Below are 25,447 nucleotides of genomic sequence, written 5' to 3' on the forward strand. Positions count from 1 at the left end.
CCTTAGGACAGGAAGGCAAGGATCTCGTCGAGAGCCGGCTCGTACGTGGTGTCGATGGTGATGCTGGGGACCGGCAGGTCGACGGGCTGGAAGGAGTTGTGGGTCCGGAGTCGGGCGTCGGGGCTGATCTGGGCGTCCTCGTGTGCCGAGCGGCGCGGGTCCGAGCCGGAGCGGGCGGTGATCCGCGCGAGTGCGACCTCGGCCGGTACGTCGCAGTGCACGATCCGGATGTCGGCGCGGCCTAGCAGCGGGGTCAGTCCCGGGTTCCACAGCCGGTCCTGGAATGCCGCCTCGGCGACGACCGTCGTACCGCGGCCGATCAAGAGGCCGATCACGTCGAAGAACGTCGACAGTGTCCGCATCGTGAGCGGGTCCCCGGGCCCGGGGACGAATCCGGGTGTCGCGTGCGCCATGCCTTCCTTGATCTCGTCGCGGCAGATCGCCGGGCAGCCGATCGCGGTCGCGATCCGGTGCGCCAGCGTCGTCTTCCCGGTCCCGGGCGGACCGCTGACCACGACAAGCATCGGTTTCGAATGCACCTGCCGTACCTTAGCGGTGACCTTCGGCGCGCGGGGTAAAACCAGGGTGAGAAAGTGTCGGTGGGCGCGAATAGCGTTGGATCCGTGACGACGTACTCGGCGGTCCGGACGACCGGGATCTACTGCCGGCCCGGCTGTGGCGCCAAACCGCTCGCGGAGAACGTGAGCACGTTCGAGCTGCCTGCCGCGGCGGAGGCTGCTGGGTATCGCGCGTGTCTGCGCTGCCGTCCGTATCGGGTCGCCGGGACGGTGGCGGACGAGGCGCCGGAGCTGGTCTGCCGCGCGGTGCAGTTGATCATCGCCGGTCTGCTGGACGAGTCCGGCGAGGAAGCGCTGGGGGCGCGGCTCGGGGTGTCGGCGCGGCACCTGCGGCGGATGTTCAGCGAGCACCTCGGCGTGACGCCGGATCAGTTCGCGCGATCGCGGCGGGCGCACTTTGCGCGGCGGTTGCTGGACGACACCGATCTCAGCATCGCGGACGTCGCCTTCGCGTCGGGCTTCGGCAGTCTGCGGCAGTTCAACCGGGCGATGCGGGAGATCTTCCGGGCGTCACCGCGCGAGCTGCGCGATCGCCGGCGTCGCGGCGATCGCCTGGCCGCCGATGGAGGTTTGGTACTGCGACTGCCGTTCGCGCCGCCCTACGACTGGGAGGCGATGTGTGCGTTCCTCGAGGCGCGCGCGATCCCGGGCGTCGAGGCGGTCGAGGGCGGTGTGTATCGGCGGACGATCTCGATCGACGGTGAGCCGGGGGTGCTGGAGGTCGGCGCGGGCGGCGATGATCACCTGATCCTTCGCGCGCATCTCCCGTTCTGGGAAGGCGTCATGCACGTCGTGGATCGGGCCGCGTGTTTGGTCGGTCTGGACTACGAGCCGGTCTCGGCCCGTGCGCAGCTGGCGGCGGATCCGGAGTTCGGGCCGTTGGTTGCGGCGCGGCCCGGCGTTCGGGTGCCCGGTGCGTGGGGTCCGTTCGAGGTTGCGGTTTCGGCGGTCGTCCGCGATCAGCTGCCACCGGAGGACGCGACCGAGGCGCTGCGCAAGCTCGTCGAGGTGTACGGCGTACCCGTGCCGGGGCTCGATCACGGACTGACGCACGCCTTCCCCGGGCCGGCCGCGTTGACCAATGCCGAGCTGGTCGGTCCGCTCGCGCGTGAAGTTGCCGACGGCAACATAATTCTCGAAGCCGATGTGCAGGCGTTGACCCACGTGATGAGCAACCGGGCGGCACAAGAGGTCGCGCTCCGCCTCGGCGCGCGCGACGCGTGGCCCCTGCCCGGCGAGAGCGAGCGCCTCAGACCGTGGCGCTCGCTCGCCGCCGTCTATCAACTGACCAGCGCCTCGTAGGTGCCGGTGGTCAGCAGTTCCTTTGCTGCGGTGGTGGCCAAGGCATAGGCCGCGCCGGTGATCGCCGGGCCTACGCTGATCCGAGCGACGCCGAGCTTCGCGAGCTCGCCGATCGTGGGAGCCCCCGGACCGACCATCACGTTGAGCGGCAGCGGCGATCCCTCGACGAGCTCCGCGATCGTCGCGGCGTCGACCACGCCGGGCACGAACAGTACGTCGGCACCCGCGTCGGCGTACAGCTTCGCGCGTTCGAGCGTGCCGGTCTTGTCGCCGAACAGGTACGTATCGGTCCGCGCGTTGATCACCAGCTCGATCCCCGCGGCAACCGCTGCAGCGCGTGCCGCCTTGATCCGCTCGGCATGGACCGACGGCTCATCGAGCACTCGCCCCGTGCTGTCCTCGAGGTTCACGCCGACCACGCCGGCCTCGAGTACGCCGGTCACCGTGCCCGCGACATCGCCGTACCCGGCCTCGATATCAGCCGTCACGGGCACTGACACTGCCGCGCAGATCAACCGAAGCGCCGCGACCGCCGACTCCTGATCGAGACCACCCGCATCGTCGACACCATGCGCCCAGGCAACACCGGCGCTGGTCGTCGCGATCGCCTTCGCTCCCGCGGCCTCGATCGCTCGTGCCGAACCCGCATCCCAGGCGTTCGGCAGCACGAGCGGCGGCCCTTCGTGCAGTGCACGCAACTGTCGCGCCAACTCGTTCTGCGTGCTCACAGGCTCACCAGCAGCTCGTGGTCGATCTCGACGAACTCGACGATCAGGTCGGCGAACCGGCCGGCGATCAGTTCCTTGTACGCCGACGACCCGGTGTGCGCGTCGTACGCAGCCTGGTCGGCGAAGTGCTCGACGAACAGCAGGTAGTCCGGCTTCGCCGGGTCGCGGTACACGCGGAACGACAGCGTGCCCTCCTCCGCGCCCGGCCCCCTCGGCGCGAACTCCTGCACGATCGCCTCGGCGGCGGCCTGGTTGCCGTCCTTCAGCTTGATCGGAAACACCTTTGCCAGCATCTGAATCCTCCTGAAGTTCTTGTTCCTCAAGGTTCGCGCGCCGCAAGCGCCCCGGTCTGGCCATATTCGGTCATGTCCATCGTCTCGTATCTCAAGACAATATGTCTCATAAATCAAGATTGTGGATTAGCGTGGACACTGTCGGAGAGGGCAAAGGAGCCTGGCATGAACAACGTGTACACGCACGGACATCACGAGTCGGTACTGCGATCGCACAGCTGGCGTACCGCGGAGAATTCGGCCGGCTATCTGCTGGCGCATCTGCGGCCCGGGATGTCGGTGCTCGACGTCGGCGCCGGTCCCGGCACGATCACCGCCGACCTCGCCCGCCTGGTCGAGCCCGGCCGGACCACCGCACTGGAAGCCAACGACGCCGCGCTCGACATCACCAGGGCGACGTTCGCGGAGCTGGACCTCGACGTGGAGTTCGTCGTCGGCGATGTGCACGCGCTGGAGCTGCCGGACGATACGTACGACGTCGTGCACGCGCACCAAGTCTTGCAGCACGTCGCGGATCCGGTACAGGCATTGCGCGAGATGCGCCGGGTCTGCAAGCCCGGCGGGATCGTCGCGGTCCGCGACTCGGATTACCACGGTTTCGTCTGGTACCCGGAGCTGCCCGAGCTGGACGAATGGATGGCGCTCTACCAGCGGATGGCCCGCGCCAACGGCGGCGAGCCGGATGCCGGTCGACGCCTCCTGTCCTGGGCCTTGGCAGCCGGATTCGAGAACATCGATGCAACGACGTCGACCTGGGCGTTCACCAAGCCCGATGACCGTGCGTTCTGGGGCGGGATGTGGGCGGACCGCATCCTCAAGTCCGCACTCGCGGATCAGGCTCGCGAATCCGGCGTACCGGAGCAGCAACTGGAAGCGATCTCGCAGGCCTGGCAGACGTGGACGGCCACGCCGGACGCGACCATTTCCATCCTGCACGGCGAACTAATCTGCACCGCCTGACCCCGCGCCCACAGCTGGGTAAGCCAGCCAATTTGCTGGGTGAACCAGGCAATTTGGTGGGTAGACCAGGCAAATTGTGGGTTAGTGACCGAAACTCAAGGTGTAGAACCCCACATTTCGCTGGCTGACCCATCAAATGCGGTCGTGCGCGTCGTGCGCGTCGTGCGCGTCGTGCGCGTCGTGCGCGTCAGGGGGTCGTGCGGGTGCGCTGACGCGAGATCTCGTACAGGACGGCCGTTGCGGCGTTGGCCGCGTTGAGCGAGCTGGCTGAGCCGGTGATGGGGATGCGGACCAGGTGGTCGGCCGCCTCTTTCCAAGCCGTGCTCAGGCCGGCGGTCTCGTTGCCGATCAGGAGCAGGACCGGCTGCGTGAAGTCGAAGTCGTAGACGTCGGTCGATCCGTGCTCATCGGTGCCGACGACAACGATCGGGATCGAGGAACGGCGGACCCAGTCGAGGACCTCGCGATGGGACGGCGCGCGGACGGCGGGAACCGCGAACAGCGATCCCGTCGTCGCGCGCACCGCCTTCGGGTCGTACACGTCGGCCGCATGTCCGGTGACGATCAGGCCGTCCGCGCCGAACGCATCCGCGGACCGGATGATCGACCCGATGTTCCCCGGCCCGGTCGGCCGGTCGAACACGACTCCGAGGAAGTCCGGCCGGACCGGGATCCGGTCGAGATCGTCGTCCGGCAGCTCGAGGACGGCGATCAGCTCCGCCGCCTCGTCCTTCTCGCCGAGCTCAGCCAGCAACTCCGGCGCCATCGCGACCCGCTCGACGTCCGGGAGCCGCCGCAACAGCTCGGACGCCCACTTCGACAGCGGCCGGGAGGCGTCCGTGATCACCGTCCGCACCGGCCAACCGTTGTCTACGGCAACAGAAATTGGCCGCACACCCTGGACCAGGAACTCGCCGGCGCGCTGCCGCTTGGTCCGATTGGTCAGCGACGCCTGCCACACCTGGAACCTGGCGTTCCGCGACGAGATCCGTTGCACAGAACCACCTTAGTGTGCACGCATGCGTCTTCGGCCCCGGTGCCTGAGCCGGAGTACGCCCCACAGAACCAATGCAGGCAACCACAGCACCAGCAGCCAGGGAAGTCGCCACCATCCGGAGCCGCCGTCGAGCTTCGGCTGCTGGGGCGTGACCAACGGTCGCGCGGAGGTCGACCAGGCCAGGAACGCGTCCCCGATCGGCACCGCGCCGAACAGGTACCGCTTGGTTTTCAATCCGGAGAGCGGAAGCCCGAGCAGCTCACCCTCCCGTCCGAGCCGATCGCCGAGCGGATCGTTGTGCACCCGCGCCGCACCCATCGCAACGACAGTCGCGGACAGACTCATCCCGAGCACCAACGGCCCGGAATCAACGTCGCCCTTGCCGCCGGTGCCCTTCGGATACTCGCGGACGCCGGCCCCGGTGACGAACTTGTCCTTGAAGATCTCGTACTGAGTTCGCGCGAACGTCGGGTCGATGTCGACCAGGAAGCGCTGGATCATCGCCTGCGACGAGCCCCGCGCACCGGACACCTGCGGCGCCACCTGATGCGGGAGCAGCCCGGTCGCCGGATCCAGCTTTGTCTTCGCCGTCGTCACCCAGTTCCGCGCGATCTGCCCGAACCGCGGCGCGACCAATGCGTCGTACTGGCGCAGTGAAGCGATCGCGACGACCGAGTCGACCGGCCAGGCCTGACCGGGGTACGCCGCGAGGAACGGCGTCGTCGCGGTCCGGAACGCGGTGGCGAGCTCGACCGACTCGCTGGTGAACGTGTCGAGGTCGGCCGCGTCGGAGTGGCCGAGTGCGATCAGCCCGCCCCGCAACCAGTTCGTCCACCCCGCATAGAAGACGCCGTACTGCGGTTGCAGCGACTCGTCGAACGGCGCCGTACCGTCTCCTGCGGCAAGCCGATCGAGGGACCAGCGGACCTCGGCGGTCGCGTCGGCCGACTGCGCGGGGTCGTCGAGACCGAGTTGGACCCAGCTGAGTCCGTACATTACGTTCAGGAAGAAGTACCCCTCCGGAAACTGTTTCTGCGCAGCTCGATCCGCTCCGTCCTCGATCTCGGCCCGCAGGAATGCGAGCTGCTTGGTCACGCCACCGGTGGGATCGAGAACCAGACGTGCGGTGCCCACCCCCGCCACGAGTGTGGCGATCACCGCTACGCCGACGACGAGCTTGCGCAGCACCCGAACAAATCTAGAGCCCGTTCAGTGACCACTGGGAGTCGTCAAGGTGACGTTCAGGTGCTCAGGTTGGTGCCCCGGTCAGGTGCCCAGTGTCGATTCCCGGGTGATCAGACGGGTGGGCAGCTCCAGCGGGCCGTGATGGGCCGAGCCCGCGATCGCGTCGAGGAGCAGATTCGCCGTCCGGCGGCCGAGCTCCTCGAGCTCCATGTCGACGGTGGTGAGCGGCGGCCGGCTCGCGAGTGCCATCACCGACCAGTTGTCGTAACCGGTGACCGCGATGTCGTCCGGGACCGAGCGGCCCAGCTCACGCAGCCGGTCGCAGACCCCGCGGGCGATCTGGTCACTGCCGCAGGCGATCGCGTCGACGGCGGGTTGGGCCCGGAGCAGTACATCAACCGCGTGCCGGCCCCAGCGTTCGCTCCACTCGCCGTGCAGCGGCTCACCGACGAACGTGTCACCGGCCGCCTCGACGGTGGCGGCGGCGCGGACCTGCGCGCTGTGGTGGGAGTCCGGGCCAGTGACGTGGGCGATCCTCGAGCGACCGAGCGACTGCAGGTGCCGCACGGCCGAGGCCGCGCCGCCGTGGTCGTCGACGATCACCGACGTGTCGTCGGGATCGGTCGACGGGCTGAAGGCGTAGACGACCGGGATCGGTACGTCGATCGGCGCCCGCGGCTCGGTCCGCCGGCCGGTGACGATGATGCCGTCGACCCGGCGGGAGACCAGCGACTTCAGGTAGTGCTGCTCGCGGAGCGGGTCGTCGCGGGTGTCGCAGAGCACGAGCGCCATCTCGCCGGCACTCAGCGCGTCCTCGGCGCCGAGCATGATCGGGATGCTGAACCGGCCGGAGCTGTCGGTCGTGATCAGCCCGACCGTGAAGCTCCGCCCGGACGACAACGCCCGGCCGCGGCTGTCCGGCGTGAACCCGAGCTGCTCGGCGGCCCGGCGCACCCGCGCGCGGGTCTCCTCGCGGAGCTGGCCGGTGTCGTTGAGCGCCTTCGACGCCGTGCTCGTGGAAACACCTGCCAACGCGGCCACGTCGGTGATCCGCGGCTGCGAGCGCAGCGGTGACGCCATCCGGCAACTCCTTTCCGAGGTTTCCGGAAGTCTAGCCCCAAGGGTTGACCGCCGCCACCAACCGCTCTACCTTCGTCCAGGAAAACGTGTTCTGGATTTTCCTAACTCAGGAGCCACGAGATATGAGCGCAGCCACCCGCAGCCCGGCCGCCACGACCAAGGGGCGCCGGCGCCCCCTCGGACTCGGCCAGGCCACGATCACCGGCGGCTTCTGGGCGCCGCGGCAGACCCGCAACGGTCTCGACGCGATCCCCAGCGGCCAGGACCAGCTCGAGAAGGCCGGCAACCTGCAGAACCTCCGCCTGGCGGCGGGTATCGGCGAGGGCGAGGCGATCGGTCCCGTCTTCGCCGACTCCGACGTCTACAAATGGCTCGAGGCCGCGGCCTGGGAGTACGGACGCACTCCCGACGAGGACCTGCTCAAGCGCATCCGCGATCTGACCGCCGTGGTCGCGGCCGCGCAACGCGAGGACGGGTACCTCGACTCGGTCGTCCAGCTCAGGTACGGCGATGAAGGGCGCTATCAGCAGCTCGTCTGGAGCCACGAGCACTACTGCGCCGGCCACCTGATCCAGGCCGCGGTCGCCCAGGTCCGTTGCACCGGCGACACCGCCCTGCTCGAGGTCGCGACCAAGCTCGCGGATCATCTGGTCGCGACGTTCGGCGACGGCAAGACCGTTGACGTCGACGGCCACCCGGTGATCGAGATGGCCCTGGTCGAGCTTTATCGAGAAACCGGTACTGCGGCGTACCTCGACCTGGCCAAGTGGTTCGTGGAGGCGCGCGGTCACGGCATCATCGAGAACCACGGCCATTCGCCGACGTACTTCTCCGACCGTGTTCCGGTCCGCGAGGCGACGACGGTCGAGGGGCACTCGGTCCGCGCGGTCTACCTGGCAGCCGGCGCGACCGATGTCGCGCTGGAGACCGACGACGCGGAGCTGCTCGACGCACTGAAGCGGCAGTTCGACCACATGTGGGCGACGAAGACCTACGTCACCGGCGGTCTCGGTGCACGCTGGGAGGGCGAGGCCTTCGGCGACGAATACGAGCTGCCGGCGGACCGCGCGTACGCCGAGACCTGCGCGGCGATCGGCGGGATCCAGTGGGCGTGGCGGATGCTGCTCGCGACCGGCGAGGCGTCGTACGCCGATGCGATCGAGCGGATGCTCTACAACGGCTTCCTCGCTGGTGTGTCGTTGGCCGGTACGGAGTACTTCTATGTGAACCCGCTGCAGGTGCGCGGGGCGGCGCACCCGGACAACGGGCGCAGTCCGGCGCTCGGTCGACGCGGCTGGTTCGACTGCGCCTGCTGCCCGCCGAACATCATGCGCACCCTGGCGAGCCTCGACGGTTACCTGGCCACTGCCACCGACGACGCCATCCAGATCCACCAGTACGCCACCGGTGTGATCGGCGACCTACAGGTGGAGACCGCGTATCCCTGGGACGGCACAGTCCGCATCACGGCTCCCGAACCGACTGTTGTCGAGCTCCGCATTCCTGGGTGGGCGGAGGGCGCGACTGTGAACGGTGACCCGGTCGCCGCCGGTGGGTATGCCCGGGTAGAAGCAGCCGAGATCGAGCTGTACCTGCCGCTCACACCCCGCGTAGTGGGCGCCGATCCGCGCGTCGACGCAGTGCGTGGGTGCGTAGCGCTCGAGCGCGGGCCGTTGGTGTACGCCGTTGAACAGGCCGACAACGAGGCAGACGTCGACGACCTACACCTGTTGCCTGAGGCACCTACCGTCGAGGAGTCGGAGCTACTGGACGGAGTCACCGTTCTCAAGGGCCGTGGGCGCCGAGGTGAGGGGCATCGGCCGGGATGGCCGTTCGTGGTCGATGCTCAGGATTCCCTGGGCGACGAGGTCGAGGTGACCGCGGTGCCGTACTACGCATGGGCCAACCGAGAGATCGGTGCCATGCGGGTCTGGCTTCCCAGGGGCTGATCGTGGTCACTCGTCGGCAGTTCCTCGGCCTTGCGGCCGGAGCGACCACGGCCGGTCTGATTCCGGGCTGTAGCTCGGTCCTGCCCGAACCCGACGTCCAGGCGGCGGGTTTCGGGCAGGAGGCCACCGGCACCGTGCAGGTGTGGTGCCGGGCGGCAACACAGACCGGTCTGACCGACCTGGTGAAGAAGTTCAACGCGTCCCAGGACCGGCTCACCGTCGAGCTGACGCCGGTCCTGGACGCGCAGTACGTGACCAAGCTGGCGACCGCGATCCGGGGCCGGAGCGTGCCGGACCTGGTCGATATCGACGACATCAACTCGATGCTGTTCATCTATCGCGACGCCTTCACCGATCTGACCGAACCGCTGGCCGCACTGGACTTCCGGGACAAGCTCAGCCCGGGCCACCTGCGGCTGGCGACGAAGAACGAGCGCGTGTACGGCGTTCCGTACCTCGCGGACAACTCGATGTTCTGGTTCAACACCGAGCTGTGCGCCCGCGCCGAGGTCGATCCGGACGAGGCGGTGAAGTCGTTCGACAACCTGCTCGAGGCGGCCAAGAAGCTCCGCAAGCTCGGGGACGACATCTACGCGTGGAGCTTCCCGGCGAACAGCCCGGGCGCACTCGGGTTCGTCGTACAGCCGATGGTGTGGGCCGCGGACACCGACCTGATCCAGGGCACGATCGGCAGCCAGTCCGGGCACATCGTCGGGAACGATGTCGTCCAGCGGATGCTCGAGCTGCACCGGCAGTTGTGGGTCGACGGATTGGTGCCGAGGGCAAACTTCTCCGACGACGCGTCCCGCTGGGGCAGCGACTTCCGGGCCGGCAAGATCGGCATCTTCCCGTCGAACTACAGCGTGGTCGTGTCGGCGTCCGACGATGCCTTCCACCAGAAGGTCGCACCGCGACTGTTGTCCGGGCCGGACGGTGGTTCGGCCTTCTTCGACGGCGGCGACAACATGTGTATCCCGCGTGGCGCGCGCAATGCGTCGGGCGCGTGGGAGTTCGTGCGGTTCGCGCTGGATCTGCCACAACAGATCGATCTGCCGGCCGGTGGCTATACGCCGGTGCGGTCCGACGCTCGGACACCGGAGTTCGCGAAGAAGTATCCGCTGGCGACCCTGCCATTGGAGCGCATCCAGGAGGGATACGCGCCGACGACGCTGTCCTACAACCTCCTCTACAACCAGCCGGACGGGCCGTGGCTGCAGATGTTCCGCCGCGCCGTGTTCGACGGCGAGCTGGAGGCCGCCATGAAGGAAGCCCAGCAGAACTACGACCGCATCCTTAGACAGGGGCAGGCATGAGTACACCACGCGCCTCCTTGACGCACCCGGGGCGAACCGGGTTGCTACTGGTCACGCCCGCGGTGCTCTTCGTCGGCGTCTTCGTGCTGGTGCCGCTGGCGTTCGCGTTGGTGATCTCGCTGACCAACTGGCCACTGATCGGCTCGGTGAAGTTCACCGGACTGAAGAACTACACCGCGATCGTCTCCGATGCCGCCTTCGCCAAGTCCGTCCTCTACACGTTGCTCTACACGGTGATCGTGACCGGGCCGATCCTGGTGCTCGGCTACGCACTCGCAATCCTGGTACGCCGCAAGCGCCGGGGCTCCACGCTGTTGCGAACGGTCTTCTTCCTCCCGTTCGTCGTCGGACTGTCGACGCTCAGCTTCGTCACGGTGCTCGAGGCGCAGCCGGAGAGCGGCGTGATCAACATCGTGCTGAAGAAGCTCGGGATCACCGACGGTACGACGGCCTGGCTGGTGGACGGGCCGCTCGCTACTGGACTGATCTGCGTGCTGGTCATCTGGGCGGTCAGCGGGCTTACGATGATGCTGCTGATGGCCGGCATGCAGGCCATCCCGCGGGAGTACTACGAGTCGGCCGAGCTGGACGGCGCCGGCTGGTGGAAGACCGAGCGGGAGATCACGATCCCGATCCTGCGACGCACGATCGCGATGGCCGTGATCATCTCGGTGATCGGCTCGCTGCTCGCGTTCTCGCAGTTCTATATCCTGACCCGCGGCGGGCCGGGTACCGACACCACGACGGTGGTCCAGTACATCTACAACCGGGCTTTCGTCCAGCTGCAGCTCGGTGCCGCGACCGCGCTGTCGATCGTGCTCGTCATCGTGGTCGGCCTCGTCACCGCGGCCCAGTTCCGGCTGCTTCGGGAGAAGGACTGATGAGACTCAAGAACACCTTCTACGTGATCGGCGGCGGCGGCGCCTTACTCGTCTTCGCCGTACCGTTGCTGTGGGCACTCTTCCGGTCGGTGCAGCCGAACGACGTGATCGTCTCAGGCCCGAACGCATCGACGTTCTTCCATCTGACCTGGGACAACTTCCGGACACTGATCGAGGGGCCGGGCAACCTGATCCGGGCCGTCGGCAACAGTTTGATCGTTGCCCTGAGCACTGCCATCCTGACGGCGGTGCTGGCGACGTTCGCCGGGTACGGGTTCGCGCGGTTCCGGTTCTGGAGCGCGCCGGTGCTGTTCGCGCTCGTGGTGGTGTCGATGATGATCCCGTTCCAGGCGATCCTGACGCCGCTGTACCTCGAGATGAACACGCTCCGGCTGACGGACAGCCTGCTCGGGCTGGTGCTGTTCTACACCACGGTCAACCTGCCGTTCGGCGTCTTCGTGATGCGGAACTCGTTCGCCTCGGTCCCGGTCGAGCTCGAGGACTCCGCCCACGTCGACGGCTGCGGCACGCTGCGGATGCTCGGCTCGGTGCTGCGCCCGTTGATCATGCCCGGCGCGGCGACCGTCGCGCTCTACGCGTTCCTGGCTGCGTGGACCGAGTTCCTCGGGGCCTTGACGTTCCTGACGAAGGACGAGCTCTACACGCTGCCGGTCGCATTGGTGAACGTCCAGGCCGGCGCGTACGGCGAGATCAACTTCGGCTCACTTGTCGCGGGCGCGGTCATCGCGATGATCCCCTGCGTGATCCTCTACATCGGCCTGCAGCGCTTCTACGTCACCGGCCTCGCCTCGGGAGCCGTCAAGGGCTGACTTTGAGCACGCACCAACCATTTCAGCGCGGCCGAAGTGGTTGGTGCGTGCACAAGGTCAGAGGCTGGGGCGGATCTCGTGGTCGGCGTGGGCGGCGGCGTGGGCCTCGCCGACCTGGCGGCACAGGGCCATCAGGTCGGCCTCGTTCAGGACGTGTTGCTTGGCCTTCGGGCCGAGGTCGGTGATGTGGTCGCGGGCGCGGAGCAGTCGCTGGAAGACCCGTTCCCGCTCGGCCGGGTCGTCGGTGTACTCCGGGTCGAGGTACGCGTTCGCGTCGCGGCGGATGTGCGCCATCGCGGTCTGCGTCCGCCCGCGGGTGCTGAACAGTGAGGCGAAGATCGTGATCAGCAGGACGACCAGGATCACCGCCAGCGAGAGGCCGGTGCTGATCTCTACCACCTCGACGTGCTCGCCGCCGTTCACGAACGGCAGGTTGTTCTCGTGCAGCGCGTGCAGGATCAGCTTGGCGCCGATGAACATCAGGATCGCGGCCAGCCCGAAGGACAGGTAGATCAGCCGGTCCAGCAGGCCGTCGAGCAGGAAGAACAGTTGCCGCAGGCCGAGCAGGCTGAACGCGGTCGCGGTGAACACGACGTACACGTTCTGGGTCAGGCCGAAGATCGCCGGGATCGAGTCGAGCGCGAACAGCAGATCGGTGGCGCCGATCGCGACCATCACCAGCAGCATCGGCGTCAGCATCCGCCGGCCGTCGACCACGGTGGTCAGCCGGTCGCCGTCGTACTCCTCGCTGGTCCGGAAGAGTCGACGGGCCAGCCGGACCACGATGTTCTGTGCCTGGTGCGACTCCTCGGTCTCCGGCTTGAGCATGTTGCCGGCGGTCAGCAGCAGGGCGACGCCGAACAGGTAGAACACCCAGGAGAACGTGTGCAGGAGCGCCGAGCCGGCGAAGATGAACGCCGCCCGCGCGATCAGGCTGACCACGATCCCGACCAGCAGCACCTTCTGCTGGTTCTCCCGCGGCACCCGGAACCCGGTCATGATGATCAGGAACACGAACAGGTTGTCGACCGAGAGCGCCTTCTCCGTGACGTACCCGGCGAAGTACTCCGAACCCATCTCGGAGCCGCCGAGGACGAGCGTGCCCAGACCGAACAGGACCGCGATGCCGACGTACAGCGCGGACCAGACCGCGGCCTCGCGGAGTGTCGGGACGTGCGCCGACCGGACGTGGAAGAAGTAGTCGAACAGCAGCAGGCCGGCAATCGCCAGCAACGTCAGCACCCAGACCAGCGGGGAGACCGTCATGTCGTAACCCAACCATGGCGGGCCGGTGAGATTCCCGGGATGGAATGAAATTGCCTAAAAGGCATCTTTGCTCTTTAGGCAACTTCTGCTACCGTCGTGTCATGGCCGAAGGGTTGCGGGAGCGGAAGAAGCAGGAGACGCGGATCGCGTTGAGCTGGGCGGCCGTCCGGCTCGCCGTCGAGCGCGGGTACGGCGCGGTCCGGATCGAGGACATCGCCGCGGAGGCCGGGGTCTCGCTGCGGACGTTCCGCAACTACTTCGACAGCAAGGCCGACGCGATCGCCGCGCGCGAGGTGGATCGCAGCCTGAAGATCGCGGAGGAGCTGCGGGCGCGACCGGCCGACGAGCCGCTGTGGGTGGCGATCCGGGCCGCGATCGAGGCCCATTTCGCGCTCGGCGCGGAGGGTCACGGCGGACGGACGCCGCCGGACGAGCAATGGGTCAAGGGCATCCGGGTGATGATGACCGAGCCCGCTTTGCAGGGAGCGATCGCGCGGGCGTACGCACGGGTCGGCGAGGAGATGGCCGCCGCGATCGCCGACCGCACCGGCACCACCGGGATGTATCCGCGGCTGGTGGCCGAGGTCATCGGCGCGGTCCGGGGCGTCGTGATGGCCGAGTGGATGCGGGCCGACCCGCCGCGATCGATCGCGGACCTGCTGTCCGAGGCCCTCGACCAGGTCGAAGCCGGCCTGCCGGTGCCTGAATAAACCAATTCCTTGATCCCCCTGGCCAGTCGCCGGGGTGGTCAGTCATGCCTCAACGGAGGAACGTCATGGATGCCGAAGTCGTCATTGCCGGGGCCGGACCGAACGGCCTCATGCTCGCCATCGAACTGCGCTTGGCAGGGGTCCAGCCGCTGGTCCTGGAACGGCTGCCCGAACCGAACTCCACTCCACGCGCCAACGGCCTGGTCGGCCAGGTTGTGCGGATGCTCGACCGGCGCGGGTTGTACGAGCGTCTCGCCGGTACGCCCGGTCCGCCGCACCCGCAAGCGGCGTACATCTTCGGGGCCATGGTGCTGCCTCTTTCGGAGCTCGAGGACAATCCCGTGTATCTGCTTCCCGTGCCTCAGGTCCGGGTCGAGGCCGTACTCCGTGAGCGTGCGCTCGAGCTGGGTGCCGAGATTCGGCAGGGGCACGAGCTGTCCGGCCTGTCGCAGGACGCGGACTCGGTCACGGTCGAGGTCACCGGACCGGACGGGGTGTACGAGCTGCGGACCCGCTATCTCGTCGGCGCCGACGGCGGCCACAGCCTCACCCGCAAGCTGGCCGGCATCGACTTCCCGGGCGTGACGAACGACCGGATGGTCTCCCGGACGGCGAGTGCCCTCGTGTCGCCGGAGCTCATCGACCCGGCGACCGGTGCGCTGACCATTCCGGGGTACGGCGTGATCCCGCCGTTCATGCATCACCGGACCGAGCGCGGGATGTTCGTGTTCGCCCCGTTCCCCGGGCGGGAAGCGGTGAGTACGGGAGAGTGGGACGATCCGGCCGATGGCAGCGAGATGACGTTCGAGGAGCTTCAGGCCAGCGCCGATCGCGTACTCGGAGTGCATCTCCCGCTGACACAGCCGGACGGTGACGGGCCTCGGCTGCTTCGCCGGCTCGTCGGTGGCAACAGCCGGCTGGCCGACCGGTATCGAGAAGGTCGGGTGCTGCTGGTCGGTGATGCCGCCCACGTGCACTCGGCGATGGGCGGGCCCGGGCTGAACCTCGGGCTGCAGGACGCGATCAACCTGGGCTGGAAGCTGGCGGCCGAGGTGCAGGGCAGGGCGCCGGAAGGTCTGCTCGACACCTACGAGTCGGAGCGGCGGCCGGTGGGGGAGCGGGTCGTGATGCAGACGCAGGCGCAGACCGCATTGATTGCTCCAGGCAATGAAGTGACGGCGTTGCGGGAACTGTTCGGCGAGCTGCTGACCGAGCCGCGGAACGTCCAGCGGATCGCGGAGCTGATCACCGGCGCGGACGTTCGGTATCACGACGGACCGCATCCGCTGATCGGCCGGTGGGCGCCGGATCTGATGGTCGGCTCGACGCGGTTGGCCGAGTTGATGCGCACCGGCCGTCCGCTACTCGTGGACATCACCGCCGACGGTTCGTTTGCCGCGACCGACGTACCTTCTGAGATCGAGGTGGTCACCGGTCGTGGTGAGCAGTCGCTCGCGTTGCTCATTCGGCCCGACGGGTACGTCGCGTGGGCCGCGGAGCAGGACGGGGTTGCCGAGCGGGACGGTCTGCGGGATGCGCTGGCGCAGTGGTTTCAGGCGCGGCCTTTGACGAGTGCGACCAGGTAGCGGCACGGCGTCGTACCCGGGTTGTGGAAGGTTGTCGCCGAAGGTGGGCCGAGCTGCAGGCAGTCGCCGGTGTGCAGTTCGTGGACCTGCGGTCCTTCGTGGAAGCGGAGCCGGCCGTCGAGGATCCACAGCTGCTGGTATTTGAAGATGTAGGCGTCGGCCGGGTACGAGACCGATGCGCCGGCCGGGAGCTCGACCTCGACCAGCTCCAGCGTTGATTCGGTCACCGGGGACACCGCGCGGCGGTGGTATCCGGTGACCGGGTCCGTCCAGACGGGCTGGTCCTCTGCTCGTCGTAGCAGCTCGCCGGTGTTCTCCGCGCGGGCGACGAGTTCGGACAACGTCATCCCGAGTGCTCCCGACAACTTCCCGAGCAGTACGGCGGTGGGCTGCGCCTCGCCGCGTTCGATCTTCCCGATCATCGCCCGCGACACCCCCGACCGCTCCGCCAGCGCGTTCACGGACAGGTCCTGCGCTGTGCGCGCCTGCTGCACGGTGGCGGCCAGAGAACGAGACAGATCGTCAATCATGTTGCCACTATAGCGGCAGTTGTGGCTACTATCGTGCCATGGTTCAGGTTAGAGACGCTTCGGCAGCGGACGCGGTCGCCTGCGCGGCGATCTACGCCCCCTACGTCACCGACTCCGCCATCACCTTCGAGATCGACCCGCCCGGTCCTGAGGAGATGGCCTCGCGGATCGCTCAGGCGCAATCGACCCATGCCTGGCTGGTCGCCGAGGACGAGGGCCGCGTGGTCGGCTACGCGTACGGCGGGCCGATGAAACCGCGCGCGGCGTACCGCTGGTCTTGCGAGGTCAGTGTCTACCTGGAACCAGGTCGCCGCCGCACCGGCGCCGGCCGTGCCCTCTACGAGGCCCTGTTCACCCGCCTCACTGAGCGCGGTTATCGCACCGCCGTTGCCGGCATGACGCTCCCGAACCCAGCAAGCGAAGGTCTTCATAAGTCGCTGGGCTTCGAACCGATCGGCACCTACCGGAACATCGGCTGGAAACTCGACAACTGGCACGACGTCGCGTGGGTCCAGCGCCCGCTGGCGGTCCTCCCCGACCCTCCTCGAGAACCCAGCTAACCCCGCTTAGTTCTTGGTGGGATCGGTCATCGGTGGGCAGTCCTCGCCTGGCTTGGTGACCAGTTCGAAGTGCCAGATTTCGTTGGAGAGGGTTTGGCAGAGGCCGTAGCGGCTGCCGTGGCGGATCAGCCAGTCGTCGGCGTTGGTCGGACCTATGTCTACGGCGTGGCCGGTCACGTGGTGCGAGGCGTCGGGTTCGGCGACGTACTCGAGGGCCTTCTTCTTGCTGCCGTACTTGCGGATCGCCTTGTCCAGCAGCTCTTCCTGGTACTTCTTGCTGCGCCAACCCGTGGTGACCTGCATCTTGATGCCGTCGTCCTTCATCGCCATCTCGGCCTGCTGGACTGCCTTGCGGAGGGCCGGATCCAGTTTCGCGATGCCCGGGAGGTCAGTGTCGTACGCCGACGTGTGGTCCGGAAGTACGCCGTCGGCGGCGCGAGGAGGGCCGCTCGAACCTGACGTCGACGGGGTTGCGTCGTCCTGGGCGGAGACCGTTGTGCACGACGTCAGGGTGAGACAGGTGACTGCGGCAACGATCGCCAGGACGGTTGTCCGGTTGGCACTGTGGTGATCGGTCAGCATGCCTCACAGTTCATCCAAGGCGATGTTGCGAGAGCGTCTGTAAATCCGGATACGTTTTCGATACGCCCGGCCTGCTTCAATGGGTGTTATGCGGGTGCTGATCGTCGAGGACGAGGTCTATCTCGCCGAGGCGATCCAGGCGGGACTGCGGCTGGAGGCGATCGCGGCCGATCTGGCGTTCGATGGCAACGCCGCGCTCGAATCCGTCACGGTGAACGCGTACGACGTGGTCGTCCTGGATCGCGATCTGCCCGGGGTCAGCGGTGACGAGGTCTGCCGCCAGATCGTTGCGCAAGGCATCGGATGTCGGGTGCTGATGCTCACCGCGGCCGGCGACCTCGACGACAAGGTGACCGGGTTCGAGCTCGGCGCCGACGACTACCTGACCAAACCGTTCGAGTTGCGCGAGCTCGTCGTACGCCTCCGGGCACTGGTACGGCGGCCCGCTGCCGCCACGCCGACGGTGATCGAGTACGCCGGAGTGCGGCTCGACCCGTACCGGCGTGAGGTGTATCGCGCCGGGCGCTACGTGAAGCTCGCGCGCAAGCAGTTCGCCGTACTGGAGGTGCTGATGGCGGCGCGCGGCGGAGTCATCAGCGCGGAAACGCTGCTGGAGAAGGCCTGGGACGAGAACGCCGACCCGTTCAGCAACTCGGTGCGGCTGACGATCTCGGCGCTGCGGAAGAGGCTGGGGGATCCGTGGGTGATCCACACGGTGCCCGGCGTCGGGTACCGGATCGGCGAACCGTGAGCGGCGAACGGTTGATGACGTGGCGGCCGCGGCTGACGGTTCGGCTGCGGTTGACGTTGAGCTACGCGGGGTTGCTCGTGGTCGCCGGTGCCGTCGTGGCGTGCATCATCTGGCTGGTCTTCCGGATCGTGCCGAACTATCCGCTCACCGCCGCCAACCCGCGCGACCAGCAGCCCGCGCCGACCCGCGGCGAGATCCTCCACCTGGTGGTGACGCTGTCCGGATGGGCGCTGGGATTCCTGGCGATCGTCGGGCTCGCCGGCGGGTGGTTCCTCGCCGGCCGGATGCTGAAGCCGCTGCAGGAGATCACCGCCGCGGCCCGGAAGGCTGCGAGCGGGTCGCTGGACCATCGGATCGGGCTGACCGGGATCCGGGACGAGTTCACCGATCTGTCCGACACCTTCGACGAGATGCTCGATCGGTTACAGCGGTCGTTCGAGCAGTACCGGCGGTTCGCGGCGAACGCCTCGCACGAGTTGCGGACCCCGCACGCGGTGATGAAGACGATGCTCGACGTGGCGCAGACGGATCCGGAGCATCAGGATGTGCCGCAGCTGGTGAAGCGGCTGGCGGAAACCAATCAGCGTGGGATCAACATCGTCGAGACGCTGCTCAGCCTGACCGCATTGAGCAACCGGGACGTGGAGCTGGACCCGGTCGATCTGGCCGCGGTACTGCGGTCCGCCTGGCCGGCGCTGTCGTCGGAGGCGGCCGGGGCCGGGGTCACGCTCTCGTCCGAGCTCGACGAGTCCGTTGTCGAGGGCAACGATGTGTTGCTGCATCAACTGGTCACGAATCTGGTGCAGAACGCGATCCGGCACGGTGGTGGCGCCGTCTCGGTCACGGTCGGCCGCGGGAGTCTCGTCGTACGGAACGACGGTGCAGTGCTCGACCCAGCCGTGGTGCGGACGTTCGTGGAGCCGTTCGCGAAGAGCAGGTACGGCGCCGGGCACGGGTTGGGCCTGGCGCTGGTGGATCGGATCGTGGAGGTCCATCACGGGCGGCTCGAACTTGTTGTGAACGTGGACGGTGGGCTGACCGCGACCGTCGTACTGCCTGAGGCTCGTGTCGATACCTGACCCGGCAACCGGTTGGCCTGGTCTGCGGGAGAGGATGGTGCGGTGAGTGACGAGCGACCTTCCGCCGACCATGAGGTGACCGTCCGGCATGCCGTCGAGGAGGACGATGCCGCGCTGCTCGCGATCGAGCAGGTGTCGTGGGACGCGTCGTCGGGATTCCCGTCGTACCAGGACACTCTGGGGAACACGTTCTTCGCGCGCAGCGGCCCGGAGGCGCATCTGGTCGCGGAGTACGACGGTGAGGTTGTCGGGTATCTGCGCCTGCAGGACAAGTACCCGTTCCCGGAAGGCGCCGGCGTACTGACGATCAACGGGCTGGCGATCGCACCGACCGCGCGACGGCTGGGCGCAGCGTCCGCGCTCCTGGAGGCGGCGACGGCCGAGGGCGTACTGCGGGGCGCCCGCAAGATCTCGCTCCACGTCCACAGCACGAACACCGCCGCCCGCCGCCTCTACGAACGCCACGGCTACGTCGTCGAAGGCACCCACCCCAACGAATTCCTCATCGAGGGCGCCCTGATAGCCGCCCTCGACATGGCGAAGATGCTCTAGCGGCTGATGACGGGCGAGAAGATGTTCCAGATGCTGCTCGTCCCCGGCACATACACGCGGTACCGACGGGTCCTGTTCGGGCAGTAGTTGTAGGTCACCTGGCCCACGCTGTTGGTGGTGACATAGGCGAGGCCCTTCCAGGTCGACGTGCCGATGTCCTGGTACTGGATCAGGACCTGCTTGTTGGCCCAGCGGATGTAGCGGCTGCTGTTCGGCCGCCAGTACGAGACGGTCGTGAGCAACGCCGTACGGCTGCCCTTGCGGCCACCGGTCAGCGCGACCGCCGACGTACACCGTGAGATCGTGGTCGCGGAGGCCAGGTCGGCGACCTTGGTGCCATCGAAGGCGGTCGCACCGCCGGCCGGCTTGAACGTGACGGTGCCGATCGGTGGAACCTCACCGAGGATCGTGAAGCTGACGTCGCGAGCGCCGTACAGGAACTGAAGTCGTCCCTCGGGGTACATGGTTGCCGCCGGAGTGCTCTTCCAGACGGCGGTGTAGACGCTGGCGGGGCAGTTCGCCCCTAGCTTGGCCACGAAGTTGTTGTTCGCCGCACCGATGCTCAGCCGCGACGGAACCACGAGCGAGCACGTCGCTGTGGCCTGTTGCGGGGCGGCGTCGGCGGACTGGATCGCGACAAGGCTGGCTGCCATCAGGGCGAGGACAGCCAGCGTCGTCTTGTAGAGCTTCAAGAGTTCCCCCTCTTGGAAGTGTGTGGGGGAACGCTAGCGGACTACGGGTTGAGGCCGTGCTTGCGGAGCCAGGGTTCGGGGTCGATGGGGGCGCCGCCGCCGGGGAGGACCTCGAAGTGGACGTGGGGGCCGGTGGTGTTGCCGGTCATGCCGATGCGGCCGACCATGGTGCCGGCCTGGACGGAGTCGCCGACGGAGACGTCGAACTCTTCCATGTGGCTGTACGACGTGACCGTGCCGTCGGCGTGACGCACCTTGACCTGGCGGCCGTACGCGCCTTCGAAGTCGGCCTGGATGACCTCGCCGGCCATCACCGAACGGACCGGCGTACCCATCGGGGCCGCGAAGTCGAGGCCGGTGTGGTTGTGGGCCCAGCGGCCGCCGGCCTGGTTGAAGCGGGCGGTCAGGTGGTAGCCGGTCGTCGGGAGGACGATCTTCGGCGCGGCCTTCGCGATGGCGGCCGCCTTCGCGATCGCCGCCTTCTTCGCCGCGGCCAGAGCCTTGGCCGAGTCGGCCGCCTTCTTCGCCGAGGCCGCCTTCGCCGCCGCCAGGGCGAGTGCCCGGCGCTGCGTCAGCGTCGCGTTCGCGGCCAGCTTCGCGGCGCGCTGCTGGGCGACCTTCTTGGCCGCCGCTTCGCGGGTGGCTGCCAGCGACAGGTCGATCCGGGTTGCATCGCGCGACCCGAGGTCACGACGCTCGACCCGGGCCGAGGTGAGGGCGTCGGCCTGTGAGGGGCTCAGGCCGGGGCTCTCCTTCGCGGCGGCCGGGCCGGCCGCGGAAGAGCTGAGTCCGACGGCGGTGGTGCCGGCAGCGGCAGCCAGAGCGGCGGTCAGACCGATCAGCTGGGTACGGCGGGTTGCGAGGCGACTGATCGAGCGGTGCTTGGCCACCCGGCGCGGGGCAGCCGGAGGTCGAAGTGCCGGCCGATCCGCTTCCGGCACGTCTTGGTGCGTGGGCACGAGAAAACCTTCCAGGGAGGGGCGTTCGCCGTTTGAGGGGTACGGCGACGTCAACGACCATAAGAGGGGATCTCGAAGGCCTCAAACACGGATTGCGAAAAGATGAACGAAATCGAACACGCTCGGTGAGGCCGTCCTGCCGCCGTGTACGCGCTCAGGCGTGAACCTACCCAGTGAAGACTCAACTATCGGCGTGACGCGGATCACTGGCCGATTGGCGTCGAGCAGGCCCTCCGGACCGGTATAAGGCGTCCATATGTTGAGAGCTTTGTCGACCCACTTACTAAACTTTCAATGGCGTCCCATACTGAAATGACACGAGCAACGAGAGGAGACGGAGATGACGCGCAAGCCGCCGTACTACCGCCTCCACATCGACCTTCTCCGGGTCTCCAGCGCGCTGTGTCTGCGCTGACCTGAGTCACCGCATCTCCAGTTGACGGCGTCCGGCCGGACGTCCGCTGCCCCTTGCCCTCCGCCGCCGCAGGGCCCGCGAAGCCTGCCCACCGCCAGGGAGTCTCATCGTGTCCACCACTTCAGTCACGCCTGTTTCCGGTACGTCCGGCCCGCCGGCGTCCCTAGTACCGCCTGAAGCCGATCTGCCCGTCGTCGCCCGCCGGCATCCGTGGCGTTGGGTCGGTGTTGCCGTTGTACTCGTCCTGCTGGCGATGTTCGTGCACGGTCTCGCCACGAACCCGGGCTGGGACTGGCCGACGTTCTTCCAGTTCTTCGCCACCAGGACGATCTTCTCCGCGCTCTGGGTGACCGTGCAGCTGACCGTCTACGGCACCGTGCTCGGATTCGTACTCGGTGCGGTGCTGGCCTCGATGCGCCTGTCCAGCAGTCCTTTCCTGCAAGTAGTTGCCTGGGGCTACATCTGGGCGTTCCGCTCGATCCCGTTGATCGTCCAGCTGCTGTTCTGGTTCAACATCGCGTACCTCTACAAGGAACTGAGCATCGGCGTCCCGTTCGGGCCGGAGTTCGTGCACTTCAGTACGAACAACCTGTTCGGTCCGCTCGGCGCCGCCGTACTCGGGCTCGCGTTGCACCAGGCGGCGTACGCCGCGGAGATCATCCGCGGCGGGATCATCTCGGTCGACGCCGGCCAGCTGGAAGCGGCCGCAGCGTTGGGGATCCCGCGGATCCGGCAGTTCTTCCGGATCGTGCTGCCGCAGGCGATGCGGTCGATCCTGCCGAACGGCGCGAACGAGGTGATCAGCCTGTTCAAGGGCACGTCGATCGTCTCGGTGATGGCGATCCCCGAACTCTTCTACCAGGTGCAGGTGATCTACGGCCGGAACAGCCGCGTCGTACCGCTGCTGATGGTCGCGACGGTCTGGTACATCGTGCTCACGACGCTGCTGTCGATCGTGCAGTACTACGTGGAGCGCCGCTTCGCGCGAGGTACGGCGCGATGATCGACGTGAAGGGTGTGCACAAGAGCTTCGGCGATCTCGAAGTACTGAAGGGGATCGATCTCGACGTACCGGCCGGCGCCGTCACAGTGATCCTCGGGCCGTCGGGATCGGGCAAGTCGACGCTGCTGCGGTCGATCAACCATCTGGAGAAGGTCGATCGCGGGCTGGTCAGGATCGACGGCGAGCTGATCGGGTACAAGCGGCGCGGCAACAAGCTGCACGAGTTGCGCGAGCGGGAGATCCTGCGGCAGCGGTCGCAGGTCGGGTTCGTGTTCCAGACCTTCAACCTGTTCGGGCACCTGACCGTGCTGCAGAACGTGGTCGAGGCGCCGGTGTCGGCGCAAGGCCGCAAACGCAGCGAGGTCGAGCCGTACGCGCGGGAGCTGCTCGAGCGGGTCGGCGTCGGGGACAAGGCCGACGTGTACCCGCGGCAGTTGTCCGGCGGTCAGCAGCAACGTGTCGCGATCGCCCGCGCCCTGGCGCTGAAACCGAAGGTCCTGCTGTTCGACGAGCCCACCAGCGCGCTCGACCCGGAGCTGGTCGGCGAGGTCCTCGACGTGATCAAGGAGCTCGCCCGCGACGGGGCCACGATGGTCGTCGTCACCCATGAGATCGGCTTCGCCCGGGAGATCGCCGACACCGTGGTCTTCATCGACGGCGGCCGGATCGTCGAGTCGGGTCCACCGCGCGAGGTGCTCGACAACCCCGTCCACGAGCGCACCCGCGCCTTCATCTCGAAGGTTCTCTGATGAAACGTTCTCTGTACGCCGCTGTCGCCGGAGCCGCAGCACTCACGCTGGCGCTGGCCGGATGCGCCGGCGACCCCCAGGCCGTCGCCGCCTCCGACACCGGTGTGAACACCTCGGCCGATCAGAACCGCGTCACCACCAGCAAGAACGATGCCGCCGCCGCCTTGGTCCCGGCGAAGGTCCGTGACCGCGGCACCTTGGTCGTCGGTGGCGGGTTCGGCTCCGGCAGTGTGCCGCTCGGGTTCTACGCCGATGACAACAAGACCCCGATCGGTCTCGAGGTGGACATCGCCTACCTCGTCGCCCAGGCGCTCGGGCTGAAGCCGGAGATCGAGGTGACGAGCTGGGAGAACCTGTTCGTCGGTCTCGACTCCGGCAAGTACGACGTCGGGTTCTCGAACATCACCGTGACGGAGAAGCGGAAGCAGAAGTACGACTTCGCGACGTACCGGAAGGACGACATCGCGTTCGAGGCGAAAAAGGGCGGGACCTGGCGGGTCACCGGCGGGAAGGACATCGCCGGGAAGACGATCGCGGTCGGGTCCGGGACGAACCAGGAGAAGATCCTGGTCGACTGGAACGAGGCGAACGTCAAGGCCGGGTTGCCAGCGGCAACGATCAAGTACTTCCAGAAGAACACCGACACGTACCTGGCGTTGAGTTCCGGGCGGATCGACGCGTACCTCGGGCCGAATCCGTCGATCGCGTATCACGTGAACAGGTCCGGCGAGACCGAGACGATCGGCAAGTTCTCCGGCGCAGGTCCGACGCTGCAGGGCCTGATCGCCGCGACGACCAAGAAGGACGACGGCTTGGTGAAGGCCTACCAGGCGGCCCTCAACGCAGTCATCGCCGACGGCAGCTACGCCAAGGTCCTCGCCCGCTGGAACGTCACCACAGAAGCGGTCGCCAAATCCGAGATCAACCCGCCCGGCCTCCCACTGACGAGCTGAGGACAGCTGATGAGAACACGTTGGAGTTTGGTGGTGGCGGTGGTTGTGCTGGCTGTGGCCGGTTGCGCCGACCCGCAGACGGACACGAAGGCCGCACCATCAGAAGTTGCCTTTGACACCTCGGCCAAGCAGGAGCACATCACGTCCGCCAAGGTGGACAGCATCGCCGCCGAGTTGCCGGCGGAGGTGCGGGAGCGCGGGAAGCTTGTCGTGGGCAACGGGTCTGCGGGGGGTGGCTTGCCGCCGCTCGGCTTCACGGCGGACGACAACAAGACGCCGATCGGTGTCGAGATCGATATCGCGTACCTGGTCGCGAGTGTGCTCGGGCTGAAGGCCGAGATCGACACGACCAGTTGGGAGAACCTGTTCCTCGGGCTCGACTCCGGCAAGTACCAGGTCGGGATCTCGAACATCGGGGTGTCGGAGTTGCGCAAGGAGAAGTACGACTTCGCGACGTACCGGCTCGGTCTGCACGCCTTCGAGGCGAAGAAGGGATCCGGCCTGAAGGTCACCGGCCCGGCCGACATCTCCGGCAAGACCGTCGCGGTCAGCTCCGGCACGCTCCAGGAAGCGATCCTCGTCGACTGGAACAAGCAGAACGTTGCGGCCGGCCGCAAACCCGCGAACCTCAAGTACTACCAGCAGGCCGCGGACACCTACCTCGCCCTGCAGTCCGGCCGTATCGACCTGTACCTCGGCCCGAACCCGAACGCGTCGTACCACGTCGCGACGCAGCACCAGACCGAGATCGTCGGCACGGTCTCGTCCAGCTACCCGGTGCAGGGTCTCGTCGGGATCACCACCAAGAAGGACGACGGCCTGGTCAAGCCGCTCGCCGACGCGCTCAACGCGGCGATCGCGGACGGCAGCTACGCGAAGGTCCTGGCCAAGTGGGGCCTGCAGGCCGAGGCCGTCCCGAAGTCGTTGATCAACCCGCCCGGTCTGCCGAAGAAATAGGAGAACT

General features: G+C 67.5%; 28 protein-coding genes. 17 read left to right on the forward strand and 11 right to left on the reverse strand.

All coding sequences use genetic code 11. The annotated features are described in order from the left end of the window. Positions 1 to 2: 2 nt before the first annotated feature. Positions 3 to 539: an AAA family ATPase gene (locus EV653_RS27965; RefSeq protein WP_238160372.1), complete on the reverse strand. Its 537-nt coding sequence runs from the start codon at positions 537 to 539 to the stop codon at positions 3 to 5. Positions 540 to 623: 84 nt separating this feature from the next. On the opposite strand from EV653_RS27965, the gene EV653_RS27970 reads away from it, so the two are divergent. After that, positions 624 to 1,880, forward strand: a complete 1,257-nt coding sequence (locus tag EV653_RS27970; RefSeq protein ID WP_134107004.1) for an AlkA N-terminal domain-containing protein — start codon at positions 624 to 626, stop codon at positions 1,878 to 1,880. Here the strand turns inward: EV653_RS27970 and EV653_RS27975 are convergent. Together EV653_RS27975 and EV653_RS27980 are read right to left on the reverse strand one after the other, a co-directional pair. Next, complete coding sequence (locus tag EV653_RS27975) at positions 1,859 to 2,608, reverse strand: isocitrate lyase/PEP mutase family protein (protein WP_134107006.1); 750 nt, start codon at positions 2,606 to 2,608, stop codon at positions 1,859 to 1,861. The two genes, EV653_RS27970 and EV653_RS27975, sit on opposite strands and share 22 nt — an antisense overlap. Further along, entirely contained in the window at positions 2,605 to 2,901 is a 297-nt protein-coding gene (locus tag EV653_RS27980; RefSeq protein ID WP_134107008.1) for a putative quinol monooxygenase, read from the reverse strand. Before EV653_RS27980 ends, EV653_RS27975 begins: the two co-directional genes overlap by 4 nt. A 165-nt stretch (positions 2,902 to 3,066) precedes the next feature. Between EV653_RS27980 and EV653_RS27985 the strand changes: the two genes are divergently transcribed. Beyond that, entirely contained in the window at positions 3,067 to 3,861 is a 795-nt protein-coding gene (locus tag EV653_RS27985; RefSeq protein WP_134107010.1) for a class I SAM-dependent methyltransferase, read from the forward strand. A gap of 187 nt (positions 3,862 to 4,048) precedes the next feature. Here EV653_RS27985 and EV653_RS27990 read toward each other — a convergent pair whose 3' ends face one another. The 3 genes from EV653_RS27990 to EV653_RS28000 form a co-directional block, all read right to left on the reverse strand. Continuing rightward, positions 4,049 to 4,858, reverse strand: coding sequence for an RNA methyltransferase (locus EV653_RS27990; protein ID WP_134107012.1), 810 nt, complete (start codon positions 4,856 to 4,858; stop codon positions 4,049 to 4,051). Between the two features lie 9 nt (positions 4,859 to 4,867). Further along, a complete protein-coding gene (locus EV653_RS27995; RefSeq protein ID WP_134107014.1) occupies positions 4,868 to 6,046 on the reverse strand; it encodes a hypothetical protein in 1,179 nt (392 codons plus the stop codon). Positions 6,047 to 6,124: 78 nt separating this feature from the next. After that, on the reverse strand, positions 6,125 to 7,123 hold the full coding sequence (locus tag EV653_RS28000; protein WP_134107016.1) for a LacI family DNA-binding transcriptional regulator: 999 nt from the start codon (positions 7,121 to 7,123) through the stop codon (positions 6,125 to 6,127). Positions 7,124 to 7,245: 122 nt separating this feature from the next. On the opposite strand from EV653_RS28000, the gene EV653_RS28005 reads away from it, so the two are divergent. From EV653_RS28005 to EV653_RS28020, 4 genes are read left to right on the forward strand one after another with little or no spacing between them, the layout of a single operon-like run. Next, positions 7,246 to 9,072: a glycoside hydrolase family 127 protein gene (locus tag EV653_RS28005; protein ID WP_134107019.1), complete on the forward strand. Its 1,827-nt coding sequence runs from the start codon at positions 7,246 to 7,248 to the stop codon at positions 9,070 to 9,072. Positions 9,073 to 9,074: 2 nt separating this feature from the next. Continuing rightward, positions 9,075 to 10,385 (forward strand): extracellular solute-binding protein, encoded by a 1,311-nt coding sequence (locus EV653_RS28010; RefSeq protein ID WP_202871877.1) that lies wholly within the window; start codon positions 9,075 to 9,077, stop codon positions 10,383 to 10,385. Further along, positions 10,382 to 11,266 (forward strand): carbohydrate ABC transporter permease, encoded by an 885-nt coding sequence (locus EV653_RS28015; protein WP_134107023.1) that lies wholly within the window; start codon positions 10,382 to 10,384, stop codon positions 11,264 to 11,266. Before EV653_RS28010 ends, EV653_RS28015 begins: the two co-directional genes overlap by 4 nt. Beyond that, positions 11,266 to 12,096, forward strand: a complete 831-nt coding sequence (locus EV653_RS28020) for a carbohydrate ABC transporter permease (protein ID WP_134107025.1) — start codon at positions 11,266 to 11,268, stop codon at positions 12,094 to 12,096. The genes EV653_RS28015 and EV653_RS28020 overlap by 1 nt, the downstream gene beginning before the upstream one ends. 57 nt (positions 12,097 to 12,153) lie before the next feature. Here the strand turns inward: EV653_RS28020 and EV653_RS28025 are convergent, their stop codons facing one another. Continuing rightward, positions 12,154 to 13,362 carry a TerC family protein gene (locus EV653_RS28025; RefSeq protein WP_134107027.1) on the reverse strand — a complete coding sequence of 403 codons (1,209 nt, stop codon included), beginning with the start codon at positions 13,360 to 13,362 and terminating at the stop codon, positions 12,154 to 12,156. A 101-nt stretch (positions 13,363 to 13,463) separates the two neighbouring features. Here EV653_RS28025 and EV653_RS28030 point away from each other — a divergent pair, with 101 nt between their 5' ends. After that, entirely contained in the window at positions 13,464 to 14,072 is a 609-nt protein-coding gene (locus EV653_RS28030) for a TetR/AcrR family transcriptional regulator (protein ID WP_134107029.1), read from the forward strand. Between the two features lie 65 nt (positions 14,073 to 14,137). Continuing rightward, positions 14,138 to 15,658: an FAD-dependent monooxygenase gene (locus EV653_RS28035; RefSeq protein WP_134107031.1), complete on the forward strand. Its 1,521-nt coding sequence runs from the start codon at positions 14,138 to 14,140 to the stop codon at positions 15,656 to 15,658. Here the strand turns inward: EV653_RS28035 and EV653_RS28040 are convergent. Beyond that, a complete protein-coding gene (locus tag EV653_RS28040) occupies positions 15,625 to 16,188 on the reverse strand; it encodes a helix-turn-helix domain-containing protein (RefSeq protein WP_134107033.1) in 564 nt (187 codons plus the stop codon). The genes EV653_RS28035 and EV653_RS28040 overlap by 34 nt on opposite strands. Positions 16,189 to 16,226: 38 nt before the next feature. Here EV653_RS28040 and EV653_RS28045 point away from each other — a divergent pair, with 38 nt between their 5' ends. Beyond that, positions 16,227 to 16,748, forward strand: coding sequence for a GNAT family N-acetyltransferase (locus EV653_RS28045; RefSeq protein ID WP_134107035.1), 522 nt, complete (start codon positions 16,227 to 16,229; stop codon positions 16,746 to 16,748). Positions 16,749 to 16,754: 6 nt separating this feature from the next. Here EV653_RS28045 and EV653_RS28050 read toward each other — a convergent pair whose 3' ends face one another. Continuing rightward, the gene (locus tag EV653_RS28050) at positions 16,755 to 17,330 is read right to left on the reverse strand and encodes a M15 family metallopeptidase (protein ID WP_134107036.1); all 576 of its coding nucleotides are present in this window, start codon (positions 17,328 to 17,330) and stop codon (positions 16,755 to 16,757) included. 88 nt (positions 17,331 to 17,418) lie between these two features. Between EV653_RS28050 and EV653_RS28055 the strand changes: the two genes are divergently transcribed. Genes EV653_RS28055 through EV653_RS28065 form a run of 3 tightly spaced genes read left to right on the forward strand, consistent with a single transcriptional unit; the run spans position 17,419 to position 19,712 of the window. Further along, positions 17,419 to 18,081, forward strand: coding sequence for a response regulator transcription factor (locus EV653_RS28055; protein ID WP_134107038.1), 663 nt, complete (start codon positions 17,419 to 17,421; stop codon positions 18,079 to 18,081). Then, positions 18,078 to 19,160, forward strand: a complete 1,083-nt coding sequence (locus tag EV653_RS28060; RefSeq protein ID WP_202871878.1) for a sensor histidine kinase — start codon at positions 18,078 to 18,080, stop codon at positions 19,158 to 19,160. The genes EV653_RS28055 and EV653_RS28060 overlap by 4 nt, the downstream gene beginning before the upstream one ends. Before the next feature lie 42 nt (positions 19,161 to 19,202). Continuing rightward, positions 19,203 to 19,712, forward strand: a complete 510-nt coding sequence (locus EV653_RS28065; protein WP_134107040.1) for a GNAT family N-acetyltransferase — start codon at positions 19,203 to 19,205, stop codon at positions 19,710 to 19,712. Here the strand turns inward: EV653_RS28065 and EV653_RS28070 are convergent. Further along, entirely contained in the window at positions 19,709 to 20,404 is a 696-nt protein-coding gene (locus EV653_RS28070) for a hypothetical protein (RefSeq protein ID WP_134107042.1), read from the reverse strand. The genes EV653_RS28065 and EV653_RS28070 overlap by 4 nt on opposite strands. 41 nt (positions 20,405 to 20,445) lie before the next feature. Beyond that, positions 20,446 to 21,363, reverse strand: coding sequence for a M23 family metallopeptidase (locus EV653_RS28075; RefSeq protein WP_238160389.1), 918 nt, complete (start codon positions 21,361 to 21,363; stop codon positions 20,446 to 20,448). 340 nt (positions 21,364 to 21,703) lie between these two features. Here EV653_RS28075 and EV653_RS42755 point away from each other — a divergent pair, with 340 nt between their 5' ends. From EV653_RS42755 to EV653_RS28095, 5 genes are all read left to right on the forward strand, one after another. Continuing rightward, positions 21,704 to 21,778, forward strand: a complete 75-nt coding sequence (locus EV653_RS42755) for a putative leader peptide (protein WP_355483003.1) — start codon at positions 21,704 to 21,706, stop codon at positions 21,776 to 21,778. A gap of 109 nt (positions 21,779 to 21,887) precedes the next feature. After that, complete coding sequence (locus tag EV653_RS28080; protein ID WP_134107044.1) at positions 21,888 to 22,781, forward strand: amino acid ABC transporter permease; 894 nt, start codon at positions 21,888 to 21,890, stop codon at positions 22,779 to 22,781. Continuing rightward, on the forward strand, positions 22,778 to 23,530 hold the full coding sequence (locus EV653_RS28085; RefSeq protein WP_134107046.1) for an amino acid ABC transporter ATP-binding protein: 753 nt from the start codon (positions 22,778 to 22,780) through the stop codon (positions 23,528 to 23,530). The genes EV653_RS28080 and EV653_RS28085 overlap by 4 nt, the downstream gene beginning before the upstream one ends. Next, a complete protein-coding gene (locus EV653_RS28090) occupies positions 23,530 to 24,483 on the forward strand; it encodes an ABC transporter substrate-binding protein (RefSeq protein ID WP_134107048.1) in 954 nt (317 codons plus the stop codon). Before EV653_RS28085 ends, EV653_RS28090 begins: the two co-directional genes overlap by 1 nt. 9 nt (positions 24,484 to 24,492) lie before the next feature. Then, entirely contained in the window at positions 24,493 to 25,440 is a 948-nt protein-coding gene (locus EV653_RS28095; protein WP_134107050.1) for an ABC transporter substrate-binding protein, read from the forward strand. Positions 25,441 to 25,447 lie beyond the last annotated feature (7 nt).

It is taken from the genome of Kribbella pratensis (genome assembly GCF_004365355.1).
In the GTDB taxonomy this organism is placed as follows: Bacteria; Actinomycetota; Actinomycetes; order Propionibacteriales; family Kribbellaceae; genus Kribbella.